Here is a 13,633-nt window from a genome sequence, read left to right on the forward strand (position 1 = left end):
GAAGTCATCGACCGCCTGCGACACCACCTCTCGCGCGTGCTCGCCGAGCGCGAGACGCGCCACGGCGTGCTCATGGACGTGCTCGGCCTCGGCGTCTTCATCACAGGCGACCCCGGCACCGGCAAATCCGAGCTCGCGCTCGAGCTCATCTCCCGCGGCCACGGACTGGTGGCCGACGACATGGTCGAATTCGCCCGCCTCACCCCCACCGTGCTCGAAGGCCGCTGTCCGCCGCTGCTGCAGAATTACCTCGAAGTGCGGGGGCTGGGGTTGCTCGACATCCGCACCATTTTCGGCGAAACCGCCCTGCGCCGGCGCATGCGGCTTCGCCTCATCGTCCACTTGCGCCGGGTGCTACCGGGCGAACCGCCGCCGCCGCGCCTGGAGATGGAGCAGGTCACCGAAGAGATCCTCGGCGTGCCCATTCCCAAGACCACGCTGCCGGTGGCCGCCGGGCGCAATCTCGCCGTGCTACTCGAAGCCGCCGTGCGTGCCACCATCCTGCGGCTGCGCGGCATCGACTCCACCCGCGAATTCATCGACCGTCACAATGCGCTGCTGGCCCAGCAGAACCCAACCGAAACCGACTCCCATGGAAACCTCTGACTCTTCCTGCGATTACCTCGAACGCATCCTCACCGCCCAGGTCTACGACGTCGCCGTCGAAACGCCGCTCGACCCCGCCCCCACGCTGTCCCGGCGCCTCGGCAACCGAGTGCTCATCAAGCGCGAGGATCTGCAACCCGTCTTCAGCTTCAAGCTGCGCGGCGCCTACAACAAGATCGCCAAGCTCCCGCCGGAGGCGCTCGCGCGCGGCGTCATCTGCGCCTCGGCCGGCAACCACGCCCAGGGCGTGGCACTCTCCGCCCAGAAACTGGGCGCGCGCGCCGTCATCGTCATGCCCACCACCACCCCGCTCATCAAAGTCGAAGCCGTGCGCAGCCGCGGCGCCGAAGTCGTGCTCTACGGCGAATCCTTCTCCGATGCCTACGCCTACGCCCGCACCCTCGAAGAAGAGGAAGGGCTCGTCTTCATCCACCCCTTCGACGATCCCGACGTGATCGCCGGCCAGGGCACCATCGCCATGGAACTCCTGCGCCAGCACCCCAAACCGATCGACGCCGTCTTCTGCGCCGTGGGCGGCGGAGGGCTGATCGCCGGCATCGCCGTCTATCTCAAGCGCCTGCGCCCCGAGATCCGCATCATCGGCGTCGAGGCCGAAGGCTCGGACGCCATGACCCAGTCGCTCGCCCGGGGCGAGCCGGTCGAACTCGCCCAAGTCGGACTCTTCGCCGACGGCACCGCCGTCAAGCGCGTGGGCGACGAAACCTTCCGCCTGTGCCAGCGCTACCTCGACGACATGATCGTGGTGAGCAACGACGAGATCTGCGCCGCCATCAAGGACGTCTTCGAAGACACCCGCGCCATTCTCGAACCGGCCGGAGCACAAGCCCTCGCCGGCCTCAAGTCCTACGCCCAAAAAATGGAGCTCAAGGACAAGACGCTGGTCGCCATTGCCTCCGGCGCCAACATGAACTTCGACCGCCTGCGCTTCATCGCCGAGCGCGCCGAGCTCGGAGAGCGGCGCGAAGCCGTGCTCGCCGTCACCATCCCCGAGCGCCCCGGCGCGTTTCGCCGATTCATCGCGCTCCTGGGCAAGCGCAACGTCACCGAGTTCAACTACCGCTATTCGGATCCCGAGGAAGCGCACATCTTCGTCGGCGTCGGCATCCACGACCGCAGCGAAGTCGAGAAACTCGTCACCCAACTACAGGCAGAGGGTCTGCCGGCGATCGACCTCACCGACGACGAACTGGCCAAATCCCACATCCGCTACATGGTCGGCGGACGCGCCCCGCACGTGCGCCACGAACGGCTCTTGCGCTTCATCTTCCCCGAACGCCCCGGCGCGCTCGCCAACTTCCTTGCCCAGTTGCGCTCGGACTGGAACATCAGCCTCTTCCACTACCGCAACCACGGCGCTGACTTCGGCCGCGTCCTCGTCGGCATGCAGGTTCCACCGGAAGAAGACGAAGAATTCGCCCAGTTCCTCACCAAGCTCGGCTACGAATACGTCGAGGAAACGAACAACCCCGCCTATTCCCTCTTCCTCGCCGCCGGCTGAAACACCCCCGCCTCGGTCACGATCCAGTCCATCGGCACATCGTGCGCCTCGGGGTAGGTGTCGGGCACGCGCGTGCATTCATACCCCACCCCGATCGCCGTCACGGGGCGCCCTGCCGCGCGATACGCTGCAAGGGTACGATCGTAGAACCCGCCCCCGTAGCCGATGCGATAACCCGCCGCGTCGAACGCCACGAGCGGCACCAGCAACACCACCGGCCACACGTGCTCTTCTCCCGCCGGAACCGGCAGCCCGAAGAGGTCGCGCGTCATGGGCGAACCGGGCGACCACGGCCGGAAAACGAGCGGCGCCGCCTTGCGTAGCGCCACCGGCAGGGCCACCCCGATACCGCGCCCTTCCGCCCACCCCCACAGCGACGCGAGCACATCCGGTTCCGTCCGCACCGCCCAGAACCCCCCGACCCAGCCCCCCTCTTCAGGCAAAGACTCGAGCAGTCCGGCTACCGCCTGCCAGATCAGATCGTCCCAGCGTCGGCGCACTTCGGGCGCGATCGCCTCCCGCCGCGCCAAGGCCGATCGCCGCATTTCCACCCGATTCATTCCCCACCCTTCGATCTCCGATTCACCATGAGTTACAATAAACGAAACGGCCTTTTTCCGCCAACCGCCCGATCCGCCATGTCCCTCCGGCCCTCCCTGCTCTGCACCGCCCTGCTCGCCGTCGCCCTCGTGCCCGGCGCACCCGCCGTAGCCGCAGCCGAAGGGCAGCGGGTGAAACCCGCCCCGAAGGCCGTCGAGGCCAAGGCCCATGCCGCCCCGAAACCAGCCGCGCCGAGCGGCCCCGACGCGATCGATCGTGCTCGTTCCGCCTACGCGCGCGGCGATCTCGCCACCGTGCTGCAGCAGCTGCCGCACGTCACCGCCCACCCGCTGGGCGACTACGTCCTCCTATGGTCGCTCATCCAGCGCCTCGGCCGCCCCAGTGAAACGGTACAGCCACAGGAAATCGAGGCGTTCCTCGCGCGTCACGGCGACGACGCCCTGGGCGAGCGCCTGCGCCGCGAGCTGCTGCGCACCGCCGTGCGAGAGGAACGCTGGAGCGAGGCGCTGCAGCACTATCGCACCCTCGTCAAGCCCGACCGCGACGCCCAGTGCTGGGGCACGCTCGCCTGGATCCAGGATCAACCCCTATCCGGCATTCCCACCAACGACGTGCTGCGCCTGCTGGTCTCCAGCCCCCGCCCCGGCACCGAATGCGTCCCTCTCTTCGCCACGGCCGCCCAGCAGGGGCGGATCGACCAACGAATCCTACGCCAGCGCCTCTACGCATCGCTTGCCCAGAGCGGCCCGTCCGCCGCCAAAGAATGGCGCGCACTCGCCGGCCTGAGCGAGAGAGAATGGCTCGACCTCGAACACGCCACCCGCGACCCGCTCGCGACATTCGCCCTGCCCGACGCCTCGTCCACGACCCTCGCCGCCGCCCTCATCGCCCTGCAAAAAGAAGACCCCGAAGCGGCGCACGAATGGCTCCTCACCATGGCCGAACGGCTCGACCCCGAAGCGCGCGACGTCGTTCGCTGGTCGCTCGTGCTCTACGCCGCCAAGCGGCGCCTGCCACAGGCCAACGCCTGGGCCGACGAAATCACCCTCTCACCGCTCTGGACCGAACCGGCACGCTGGGCCGTGCGCGCGGCGCTCGCGGCGCAGGATTGGCCCAAAGTCTGGCAGCGCATCGAAGCGCTCCCCCCGGGCGAGCGCGAGCGTAACGAATGGCGCTACTGGCAAGGCTATGCCCTCCAGCAGCTGGGCAAAAGCGAACTCGCCGAGGCCATCTTTCGCACCCTCGAGCGTGGCGACGACTACTACGCCATGCTCGCCGCCCATGCCCTCGGTCACCGCTGGCGCCTGCCACCGCAATCTCCCCCTCCGTCGCCGCCCGAAGTGCGCGAGATCGAACGCCACCCCGTCGTGGTGCGCATCCTGGCCCTGGCCGAGCGGAACTGGTTTTTCGAAGCCGCACGCGAAGTCGAGGCCCTGGGCCGCAAGCTTTCGGTTCCCCAGGCACGTGCCGCCAGCGTCGCGCTCACCCAGGCCGGACACTTCGATCTGGCCATCCGTCTGGCCGAATCCATGGACGACGACGGGTTCCTCCTCGCCCGCTACCCGCTCGCCTACCGCGAACTCGTCGAACGCTACGCTGCCGCGCAAAACGTCGACCCCGCCTGGGTCTGGGGCCTGATACGCCAGGAAAGCCGCTTTCGCGCCGATGCCCGCTCGAGCAGCGGCGCGCTCGGTCTCATGCAGATCATGCCCGCCACCGGCAAGTGGCTCGCCGGCAAGCTCGGCATCCCGCGCTTCGACGTCGCCCGCCTGCGCGACCCCGACACCAACGTGATGCTGGGCGTCACCTACATGCGCATGGTCACCGAACAGCTCGACGGCCACCCCGTGCTCGCCACCGGCGCCTACAACGCCGGCCCCGGCCGCATGGGACGCCTGCGGCCGCAACAGGCACTCGAGACCGAGATCTACATCGAAAACCTGCCGATCGACGAGACGCGCGACTACATCAAGAAAGTACTCGCCAACACCGTCGTCTATTCGGCCATCCTGAACGGGGGCAAAGGCAAGGACATCACCGACTTCCTCCTTCCCTTGCCCGGACTGAGCAACGCCGCCGGCGCACCCGCGCCGGTGCTGGACAACGGATGATGCTCGACCAGGAGAAACGACCATGACCACTGCGACCGAACGCACCGCCCTCGTCCTCGGCGGAACCGGATTCGTCGGCAGCCACCTGCTCGACCGGCTCGTCACCGAAGGCTGGCGCGTCGTCGTGCCCACGCGCCGTCTACAGAATGCGCGTGACCTCAAGCTGCTGCCCACGGTCGAAATCGTCGAAGCCGACGTGCACGACCCGAAGACGCTCGAACGCCTGTGCGCCGGCAAACGCCTGGTGATCAACCTCGTCGGCACCCTGCACTCGCGCCCCGGACGTCCCTACGGCCCCGAGTTTGCCCGCGCCCACGTCGAACTGCCGCAAAAACTCGCCGAAGCCTGTCAGTCGCAGGACGTACGCCGCCTCATCCACCTGAGCGCCCTGGGCGCCGCGCCCGACGCCCCGTCGCAATACCTGCGTTCCAAGGCGGACGGCGAAGCGCGTATCCGCGCCGCCGGCGACGGGCTCGATTGGACCATCCTGCGCCCCTCGGCCATTTTCGGCCCCGGCGACTCCTTCCTCAACCGCTTCGCCGCACTCGCCCGGCTCTTCCCCCTCCTGCCGATCGGCGCAGCGCAGGCCAAGCTGCAACCGGTCTATGTGGGCGACGTGGTCGAGGTAATCCTGCGCGCCGCCGCCACCGCCAAGGCCGCGGGGCAAACCTACGAGCTCACCGGCCCCACCGTCTACACCCTGGCCGAGATCGTCGCCTACGCCGCGCGCACGAGCGGCCACCCGCGCCGCGTGCTGGCGCTGCCGCCGCGGCTCGCCCGAGTGCAGGCGTGGCTCATCGAACACCTCCTGCCCAACCCGCCGCTCACGCGCGACATGCTCGATTCGCTCTCGATCGACAGCGTGGCCCACGGCGAGCCGCTGCCCTTCGGGCTCGAACCCACGCCGATGGAAGCGATCGCGCCGGCCTATCTCGCCAACGACACCTACCGCAGCCGCTACGTCCTCTGGCGCATGCGCGCCCACCACGGATGAAGATCTACTGCGTGGGCGGAGCCGTTCGCGACGAACTCCTCGGACGGCCCGTGAGCGACCGCGACTGGGTCGTGGTCGGCGCCACCCCCGAGGAGATGCTCGCCCGCGGTTTTCTGCCCGTAGGCAAGGATTTTCCCGTCTTCCTGCACCCCGAGACGAAAGAGGAATACGCGCTCGCGCGCACCGAGCGCAAGACGGGACGCGGCTACCACGGCTTCGCCTTTCACACCAGCCCCGACGTCACCCTCGAAGAAGACCTCGCCCGGCGCGACCTCACCATCAACGCCATGGCCCGCGACGAAACCGGGCGCCTCATCGACCCCTACGGCGGCCTCGAGGATCTGCGCCGCAAGGTGCTGCGCCACGTCAGCCCGGCGTTTGCCGAAGACCCGGTGCGCATCCTGCGCGTGGCGCGCTTCAGCGCCCGCTTGCCCGACTTCACCCTGGCCCCCGAGACGCTCACCCTGATGCGGCGCATGGTGGACGAAGGCGAAGTCGATCACCTCGTACCCGAACGCGTCTGGCAGGAACTCGCCCGCGGCCTCATGGAGGCGCGCCCCGACCGCATGATCGAGGTGTTGCGTGAATGCGGCGCGCTCGCGCGCCTGCTGCCCGAAGTCGATGCCCTCTTCGGCGTGCCGCAACCGCCAAACTACCACCCCGAGATCGACACGGGCATCCACGTGCTCGCCGCCTTGCGCGTGGCCGCGGAGCGCACGCTCTCGCTGCCCGCCCGCTTCGCCGTGCTGCTGCACGACGTCGGAAAAGGGCGTACGCCGCCGGAACTCTGGCCGCACCACTACGGCCATGAAGCCCGCGGCGCGGCGCTCATCCCTTCGATCTGCGCCCGGCTGCGCACGCCCGTCGAGTGCCGGGAACTCGCCGTGCTCACCGCGCGCGAGCACGGGCTCATCCACCGCGGACCGCGCCTTCGCCCCGCCACCCGCGTGCGCGTGCTCGAGCGCTGCGACGCCCTGCGCCGTCCCGAGCGCTTCCTCCACCTGCTCGAAGCCTGTGCCTGCGATGCCCTCGGTCGCCCCGGACTCGATATGGACTACGAACCGGTCGAGCGGCTCTGGCGCGATACCCTCGAGGCGGCCAGAAGCGTCGATGCCGGCGCGATCGCCCGCACCTGCACCGAACGCAGCCAGATCCCGGCAAGGCTGCACGAGGCGCGCGTCGCCGCCGTCAAGGCGCGCGCCGCGCGCGGTGGGGATGGCGATGAAGTTTCGTCGCCATCCACTGCCGCCACCACCGCCGGTACCCCATCCTCCTCCCCGCTGGAGGGTGCCTGAGGCCGTAGTATCATAAAATAAGCTGCCGTTATCCTTTGGCTACGCCACAACCCCAACGCCCCCAACCCTTACCGAGCCCATTCCATGACCGAGCACCTCGAACTGCTGCATGAAGCCCCCAGCCACCCAGTGAATGCCCCGCCCCTCCTCTTCCTGCACGGCGCCTACGTCGGCGCCTGGTGCTGGCAGGAGCACTTCCTGCCCTGGTTCGCTGCCCAAGGCTACGACGCCTGGGCGCTGTCGCTGCGCGGCCACGGCGGCTCACGCACCGATCGCCCGCGCGACACGCTCTCCATCGACGACTACGTCGACGACGTGCTGCGCGCCCAGGAACGCCTACCCGCCGAGCCCATCCTCATCGGCCACTCCATGGGTGGTTTCGTCGCCCAGAAAGCCCTCGAGCGTCACCCTTTCCCTGCGCTCGTACTGCTGTGTTCGGTGCCGCCCACCGGACTCGGTGGGTCGCTGCTGCACATGCTGCTGCACACGCCCATGGCCCTGCTCGAAATGAACCTCTTCACGGCCGGCAAGCGCAAGCCGCACCGCAGCCTGGTCAAAGCGCTCTTCCACCATCTGCCGCCGGAGCCCGACCTCGCCCGTTATCTGGCCGCGAGCGGACCGGAATCATTGCGCGCCATCTGGGACATGATGGGATTTGCCCGCGTCGATCGCGCCGAGCAGCATCCCGCCCCGGTATACGTCTTCGGCGCCGAACACGACAAGATCATCCCACCCGACCAGGTGGAGAGCACGGCGCGTTTCTACGGCACCACCGCCCGGATCCTGCCCGATTTCGGCCACACCCTCATGCTGGAGCCTGGCTGGGAGCGCGCCGCACGCGCCATCGCGCAGGTGCTGCAGCCGGCAGCGCAAGCCGCCTGAACGCCGCTCACTCCCAAGGAGGCGGCTCGATCCCTCGCCCCAGCGCGATCACCTTGAAGAGCTCCCCCATCTCGTGCGGCATGATGAGCCGCTGCAAGGCGCGCGCGGCCTTCAGATACGCCAGGCTCCCCGGCTCGGCGCGTTCCTCCAGCCGCTGCAAGATGCCGTTGGCCAGCAAGAATCCCGCCTGGTTCATGAAGGCCAGCGTCTCCAGCCCCTCGGCCTCGGCCGCCTCGGCCACGGAAGTGAAATCGACGAAACTGGTGATGTCCATCGCCCCCGGCAGCCACAGCGGATCGTCGACCACGCGGTGGCGGAAATAGCACTGCAGCGTGCCGCGCCAGCGCCACGGCACGTAATACGTCTCCCGCGGATAGCCGTAATCGATCAAGAGCAGCATCCCCGCCTGCAGCGCACGGGCGAGCGTCCCCACCCAGGCACGTGCCACCGGGTGGACTTCCGTCAGGTACTCCCGCCCTTCCAAATGGGGCAACTCGATCCCCTCCAGCCCGGCGAGCGCCGCCGGCGTCGGCGGGCGATCCTCCCAGGCGAGCGCACCGTCACGCACCGTCACGCCGCGCTCGAACGCCTCCCCTTCGACCGTTCCCACCAGATGCACCGGCAGCACGTCGAGCACTTCGTTGGCGAGCAACACCCCGCGGAAGGAATCCGGCACGGCCTCGAGCCAGACCACGCGCTCGGCAAGCGCTCCTGCCTGCGCCGCGATCGTCTCCTGCTGGCGAGCGCGCAGCGACCCCGACACTTCCAGGATGGCGTAGCGCTCGGGCAGCGCCCCGAGCTCGGCGAGCTGGCGCAGCACGTCGGCCGCGAGCAAACCGGTGCCCGCCCCGGCTTCGAGCACGATGCCTCCCGTCTGCCGCAACACCGGCGCGATCGCCTCGGCCAGCGTGGCCCCGAAGAGCGGTGTGATCTCCGGCGCGGTGATGAAATCCCCCGCCGGGCCGAATTTCGTCGCCCCACCGCTGTAGTAGCCCAGATCCGGCTCGTAGAGCGCCCAGCGCATGTAGTCGGCGAACGGCACCCAGCCGCCGGCCTCCCCGATGCGCGCCACGATGCGCGCGCGCAAGGTCTCGCTCGCCGCCACCACCCCCGGTTCCGGCGTCGGCACCCCCCTCGTCGTTCGCTCCCGTTCGAACACTGAAAGCCCCCCGTTTCACGCTACCATAATCCGATCCTTGCCCGACGGACGAAGCCGTGCCAGTCCGCCACCCCAAATCCTGTACCGTCCGCCTTCCGTAGAGGCACGGCAACACGAGGCTGCTTTGCATTATCGCACCGCACCCGTCTCCTCCCGTGCCGGAATAGTCTCCCTTTTCCGCAATGCAGGCGCATCGGCCAAACTGCCAGGGCCGCGACCATGGAAGTCGAAATCGGAGGGGATTGGCGGCTCATCGGCAGCTTTGTCGAGCACGGCGAGGACGTCGGACACCCGCTTGGCACGCTCGCGCTCGTCTGCATCGAGCCGCGGGGGACAAGAACGTTCGAAGGAGACACTAAAGAAATGAAACAGAACGGGGTATCCCCTCGTATCGGACAATTTTTGCCCCCTTTTGCCCCGAAAACGGGGCACTCCTCGGCGAGAGGGGCTCAGGGGCTTACTTGTTCAGCGGTTCCCTAGCGAACTGTGTCGATGGGTCTACGGCGCCGGCCGAGCTCTCCCCGGTTTAGTCACCTGTCGCAATGCCGAAGTAGGCTTGCTGGTCCTACAATGGTCAGAGCAGGGCCTGTTCGAGCCTTTGCTTGCGTGCCTGCCAGTCTGGCAGGACCAGCCCAAGCAAAGCAAAGAATTCCGCGCTGTGATTCTTGTGCATCAGGTGGCACAGCTCGTGCACGATCACATACTCGACACAGGGGCGTGGGGCTTGCACGAGCCGTGAGTTCAAGGTCATCTGCCCACCCGGAGACAGGCTTCCCCATCGGCTGCGCATCTCGCGCACGACGATGCGCGGCCTCTCGTGCCCAAGCCGTTTGAATGTATCAAAGACATCCGTCAGCACCGTATCGAACACTTCACGCGCTCGCTCAAGATACCAACGTCGCAGCAGCGCTTTCACCTTCGATGGGGGCAAATCCCCGGGGCCGACGACCCACATCTCCCCCCGGGTCAGTTTCACCTGTTCCTGACGGGCGTGCGGGTCGTTGGCCTTGACACGCAGCCGGTACTGCCGTCCCAGGTAGCGGTGCGATTCACCGCTCAGATACTGCCTGGGCGCGCTGTGTCTTTCATACCGCGAGAACGTTTCCAGCTGACGGCTAATCCACCCTGCGCGCAAGCGAAGTTTCTCGTCAATGGTGGCGTCATCGCATCCGCTTGGCGCCAGCACGAGAACGCGCCCACCCGGGTGAACCTCGATACCCAATGTCCGTCTCGACGGGCGCTCGACGACCTCATAACGGATGACCTCATCGCCGTAACAGACCGAGCCGATTCTGTCGCTCATACCACCATCCGGTGCCTGGCCAACTGCATCGTCCGGTCGATGATGTCATCCATCTCGCCGGTGGTCAGCGGCACCCCCTTTTTGCCCTTGACTTCGTCGTACAGGTAGTCGTCGATCTCGTTCATGGTTCGACGTTGTGCGTCCAGGTCATCCCAAAAGCCCACCTTCTTGTTTCGTTGAATGATCGACCAGATGTCGATGGCAGCGTCGGCAGCCAGCGTTGCTGCCGCCACTTCCGCTTTCACGTGGCCAAACACATAGGGCTTGAGAATGCCATACAAAGCAAGGGCATGGTCGTGACCGGCCAACTGCGCCGGGGCATCGTCAATGCGCCGGTTGACCACCGCGTCCTTGATCTCACCGACCTTGTTCAGGTACTCCAGATCGGAGATGCGTTTGGCGCGGAAATCGTCGATGGCCTGCTGGATGAGCTTCGAGAACTTCTCGTAGAACGCGGGGTCCTGCTCCAGGCGCTCGCTGATGGCCTTCTTGGTCGCGTGCGCGATCATGTCCGCCTTGGCGGCCGTGGTCTTGGTCTGCCCTTGTTCTTCGATCACCTGCTTGAACGCCTTCTCGTCGAAGATGTTCACGGGTTCGTTCAAGCGCACCACCTCGTTCGCCGAAATGTGCGTATCCAGCAGCTTCTTGATCTTCGGCTCGAAGTCCCGGTAGTCCACCGATTCGGCGTACCTCAGCTTGACGGACGCCTTCAGGTTCGTGAACCGCTTGAGGTCATTTTTGTAGGACTGGAGCTTCTTCTCGGGCGTCGATGCGATGAACTGTTCGGACGACAGCGCGATCGACAATGTCTTGCCGTAGGCCGCCAGTCGCTCATAGAACGACTCGCGTCGTTTTTCGTCCGCCAGCAGCTGCTCGTAGGCTTCTTCATCGTGCAGATTCTTGACCTCCTTGAAGATGTCCCAGAGATCGGCGTGGCGCTGAGGCAGTTTGGCCACTTCTTCATGGATGCTGACCAAGGCCCCCGCCAGATCGTCCTCGTCAAATCCGTCGAGTGCGCTATAAGTGGTCAGTGCCTGATCGAGCTCGCCCAGAATACCCGCGTAGTCGATGACGTAGCCGAACTCCTTGGGTTTCGTGCCCTCATCGTCGTCATACAACCGGTTCACGCGCGCGATGGCCTGAAGCAGCGTGTGCTCGCGCAGTTTCCGCGTCAGGTACAGCACCGTGTTGCGTGGCGCGTCGAAGCCGGTCAGCAGCTTGTCGACGACGATGAGGATTTCCGGTTCGTCGCTATGCTTGAACAGGTTGATGATCTGTTTGTTGTACTCCTCCTCGGAGCCATACCGTTTCATCATCCGTTCCCAGAAAGCGACGACCTCATTGGATGGCTCGTCGTCTATCTCCTCGTTGCCCTCGCGGGTATCCGGGGGCGAGATGATGACTTCGCTCGTCACATGCCCGATCTCGTCGAGAAACTTCTTGTAGGTGAGGGCGGCCGCTTTGCTTGGCGCAACGAGCTGCGCCTTGAAGCCGGTGCCTTGCCAGTTTTGCCGGTAGTGCTCGCTGATGTCGAAGGCCCGCATGTAGATCACCTGATCGGCCTTGTTGAGCATCTCGGCCCGGCTGTATTTCTTCTTCAGGTCCGCCTTTTGCGCATCCGTCAGCCCTTGCGTGTGGCGCTCGAACCAGGTGTCGATGGCCTTCTCGTTCTGCTCCATCTCCACATGCCGCGCCTCGTAGAGCAGAGGGACAACCGCGCCGTCCTTGACGGCCTGATTGATGGCGTAGGTATCGATCAAGCCGCCGAACTTGGCGAAGTTGTTCTTCTCCTTCTTCATCAACGGCGTGCCGGTGAAGCCCAGGTAGCAGGCCATCGGGAACATTTGGCGCATGCGCGCGGCAAAGCCACCGAAGTTAGTGCGGTGGCTCTCGTCGACCAGGATGAAGATGTCGGCCGATTCCTCGACGTGCTTCTTGATCGACAGCGCCTTATCGAACTTGTGAATGAGCGTGGTGACGATGTGCGCCTTGTTCTCAGACACCAGCTCCAACAGGTGGCGTCCGCTGGCCGCCCGGTCAGGCGTCAGGCCACAGGCGGCAAAGGTATTGCCGAGCTGCTTGTCGAGGTCTACCCGGTCCGTCACCAGTACGATGCGCGGGTTGCGGATATCCGGGTCCAGAGCCAGCGCACGGGCCAGCATCACCATCGTCAGCGACTTGCCCGAGCCCTGCGTGTGCCAGATGATGCCCCCCAAGCGTCGTCCCACGTCGTCCCGATGCTTGACCCGCTCGAGCACCCGCTTGACGGCGAAGAACTGCTGATACCGGGCGACCTTGCGCACGTCGCCGTCGAACACGGTGAAGCGAAACGCCAGGTCGAGCAGACGTTGCGGACGGCACAGGGCATAGAGCATGCGGTCTTGCTCGGTGATCGTCCATGCTTTGCCCGCTTCCGGCTCGCGCAGGGATTTGCCATCCCAAATCAGGTCGAACAACCCCGCCTTGGCCTCGGCAGGCAGGGGCTTATCGAGCACGGCTTGCAGTTCTGCCGCTGGAATGTTTTCGCGCCACAAGGCCCAAAACTTAGCAGGCGTGCCCGTTGTGGCATAGCGTACTTCGTTCTTGTTGGTGGCCAGCAGCAACTGCGTGTAGGTAAACAGCTTCGGGATGTACTCCTCGCGCTGATTGCGGATCATCTGCGACACCGCCTGGCCGACCTCGACCCTCGGCGACTTGCACTCGATGACGGCAAACGGGATGCCATTGACGAACAGCACGATGTCCGGGCGGCAGGTCTCTTGGCTTCGCGTGCGCTCGACCGGGAACTCGGCCGTCACGTGATAGTCGTTGTTGGCCGGGTTTTTCCAGTCGATGTAGTGGAGGGTAAAGCTCTTGCTGTCGCCCTCGATGGACTGCTCCAGCGACACGCCCAGGGTCAGCAAGTCATGGATCGCCTCATTGGTCTTCAGCAGGCCGTCGTACTTGACGTTCTTCAAGCGCTGGATGGCGGTCTGGATGTTCTCCTCGGAGAAGAGATAGCTCTTCCCCTTGTACTGGATGCGGTTGTTCTTCTTCAGCCGCTCGCGCAGCACTTCTTCCAGCAGCACCTGCCCAGGCTTGCCGCTGCGGGCGGCAAGCGCCTGCTCGGGCGTGAGGTAGGCATAGCCCAGGTTGATGAAGAGTTGCAGCGCGGGAATCTGCGAGAGGTATTTCTCGTTGAAGCGAAAGCTGTCCATGCGCTC

9 protein-coding genes and 1 pseudogene are annotated in these 13,633 nt (G+C 65.9%); 6 read left to right on the forward strand and 4 right to left on the reverse strand.

Features of this window, described 5'->3' with window-relative positions; genetic code table 11:
- Together EPD81_RS10700 and ilvA are read left to right on the forward strand one after the other, a co-directional pair.
- Window positions 1-606: pseudogene (locus EPD81_RS10700) on the forward strand (HPr kinase/phosphorylase); the annotation flags it as partial.
- On the forward strand, window positions 593-2,125 hold the full coding sequence (gene ilvA, locus EPD81_RS02450; RefSeq protein ID WP_142803828.1) for a threonine ammonia-lyase, biosynthetic: 1,533 nt from the start codon (window positions 593-595) through the stop codon (window positions 2,123-2,125). The pseudogene EPD81_RS10700 and the gene ilvA, both read left to right, overlap by 14 nt.
- Here the strand turns inward: ilvA and EPD81_RS02455 are convergent.
- A complete protein-coding gene (locus EPD81_RS02455) occupies window positions 2,098-2,685 on the reverse strand; it encodes a 5-formyltetrahydrofolate cyclo-ligase (protein ID WP_142803829.1) in 588 nt (195 codons plus the stop codon). The genes ilvA and EPD81_RS02455 overlap by 28 nt on opposite strands.
- Before the next feature lie 78 nt (window positions 2,686-2,763).
- Here EPD81_RS02455 and EPD81_RS10890 point away from each other — a divergent pair, with 78 nt between their 5' ends.
- From EPD81_RS10890 to EPD81_RS02475, 4 genes are all read left to right on the forward strand, one after another.
- Window positions 2,764-4,797, forward strand: a complete 2,034-nt coding sequence (locus EPD81_RS10890; RefSeq protein WP_142803830.1) for a lytic transglycosylase domain-containing protein — start codon at window positions 2,764-2,766, stop codon at window positions 4,795-4,797.
- A gap of 22 nt (window positions 4,798-4,819) precedes the next feature.
- Window positions 4,820-5,791, forward strand: a complete 972-nt coding sequence (locus EPD81_RS02465) for a complex I NDUFA9 subunit family protein (RefSeq protein ID WP_142803831.1) — start codon at window positions 4,820-4,822, stop codon at window positions 5,789-5,791.
- Window positions 5,788-7,086, forward strand: coding sequence for a multifunctional CCA addition/repair protein (locus EPD81_RS02470; protein ID WP_142803832.1), 1,299 nt, complete (start codon window positions 5,788-5,790; stop codon window positions 7,084-7,086). Before EPD81_RS02465 ends, EPD81_RS02470 begins: the two co-directional genes overlap by 4 nt.
- Before the next feature lie 84 nt (window positions 7,087-7,170).
- On the forward strand, window positions 7,171-7,968 hold the full coding sequence (locus tag EPD81_RS02475) for an alpha/beta hydrolase (RefSeq protein ID WP_142803833.1): 798 nt from the start codon (window positions 7,171-7,173) through the stop codon (window positions 7,966-7,968).
- 7 nt (window positions 7,969-7,975) lie between these two features.
- Here the strand turns inward: EPD81_RS02475 and EPD81_RS02480 are convergent, their stop codons facing one another.
- The 3 genes from EPD81_RS02480 to EPD81_RS02495 form a co-directional block, all read right to left on the reverse strand.
- Entirely contained in the window at window positions 7,976-9,097 is a 1,122-nt protein-coding gene (locus EPD81_RS02480; protein ID WP_221929171.1) for a class I SAM-dependent methyltransferase, read from the reverse strand.
- 604 nt (window positions 9,098-9,701) lie between these two features.
- A complete protein-coding gene (locus EPD81_RS02490) occupies window positions 9,702-10,430 on the reverse strand; it encodes a M48 family metallopeptidase (RefSeq protein ID WP_142803834.1) in 729 nt (242 codons plus the stop codon).
- Window positions 10,427-13,627, reverse strand: a complete 3,201-nt coding sequence (locus EPD81_RS02495) for a type I restriction endonuclease subunit R (RefSeq protein WP_142803835.1) — start codon at window positions 13,625-13,627, stop codon at window positions 10,427-10,429. The genes EPD81_RS02490 and EPD81_RS02495 overlap by 4 nt, the downstream gene beginning before the upstream one ends.
- Between the last annotated feature and the right edge of the window lie 6 nt (window positions 13,628-13,633).

Source organism: Tepidiphilus sp. J10, assembly GCF_006980785.1.
In the GTDB taxonomy this organism is placed as follows: domain Bacteria; phylum Pseudomonadota; class Gammaproteobacteria; order Burkholderiales; family Rhodocyclaceae; genus Tepidiphilus; species Tepidiphilus olei.

What these genes read in the sequence shown, in the direction of transcription:
- EPD81_RS02465 (WP_142803831.1), top strand. Translation starts at nt 4,820, where the DNA reads ATGACCACTGCGACCGAACGCACCGCCCTCGTCCTCGGCGGAACCGGA.
- EPD81_RS02470 (WP_142803832.1), top strand. Translation starts at nt 5,788, where the DNA reads ATGAAGATCTACTGCGTGGGCGGAGCCGTTCGCGACGAACTCCTCGGA.
- EPD81_RS02455 (WP_142803829.1), bottom strand. Translation starts at nt 2,685, where the DNA reads ATGAATCGGGTGGAAATGCGGCGATCGGCCTTGGCGCGGCGGGAGGCG.
- EPD81_RS10890 (WP_142803830.1), top strand. Translation starts at nt 2,764, where the DNA reads ATGTCCCTCCGGCCCTCCCTGCTCTGCACCGCCCTGCTCGCCGTCGCC.
- ilvA (WP_142803828.1), top strand. Translation starts at nt 593, where the DNA reads ATGGAAACCTCTGACTCTTCCTGCGATTACCTCGAACGCATCCTCACC.
- EPD81_RS02490 (WP_142803834.1), bottom strand. Translation starts at nt 10,430, where the DNA reads ATGAGCGACAGAATCGGCTCGGTCTGTTACGGCGATGAGGTCATCCGT.
- EPD81_RS02475 (WP_142803833.1), top strand. Translation starts at nt 7,171, where the DNA reads ATGACCGAGCACCTCGAACTGCTGCATGAAGCCCCCAGCCACCCAGTG.
- EPD81_RS02495 (WP_142803835.1), bottom strand. Translation starts at nt 13,627, where the DNA reads ATGGACAGCTTTCGCTTCAACGAGAAATACCTCTCGCAGATTCCCGCG.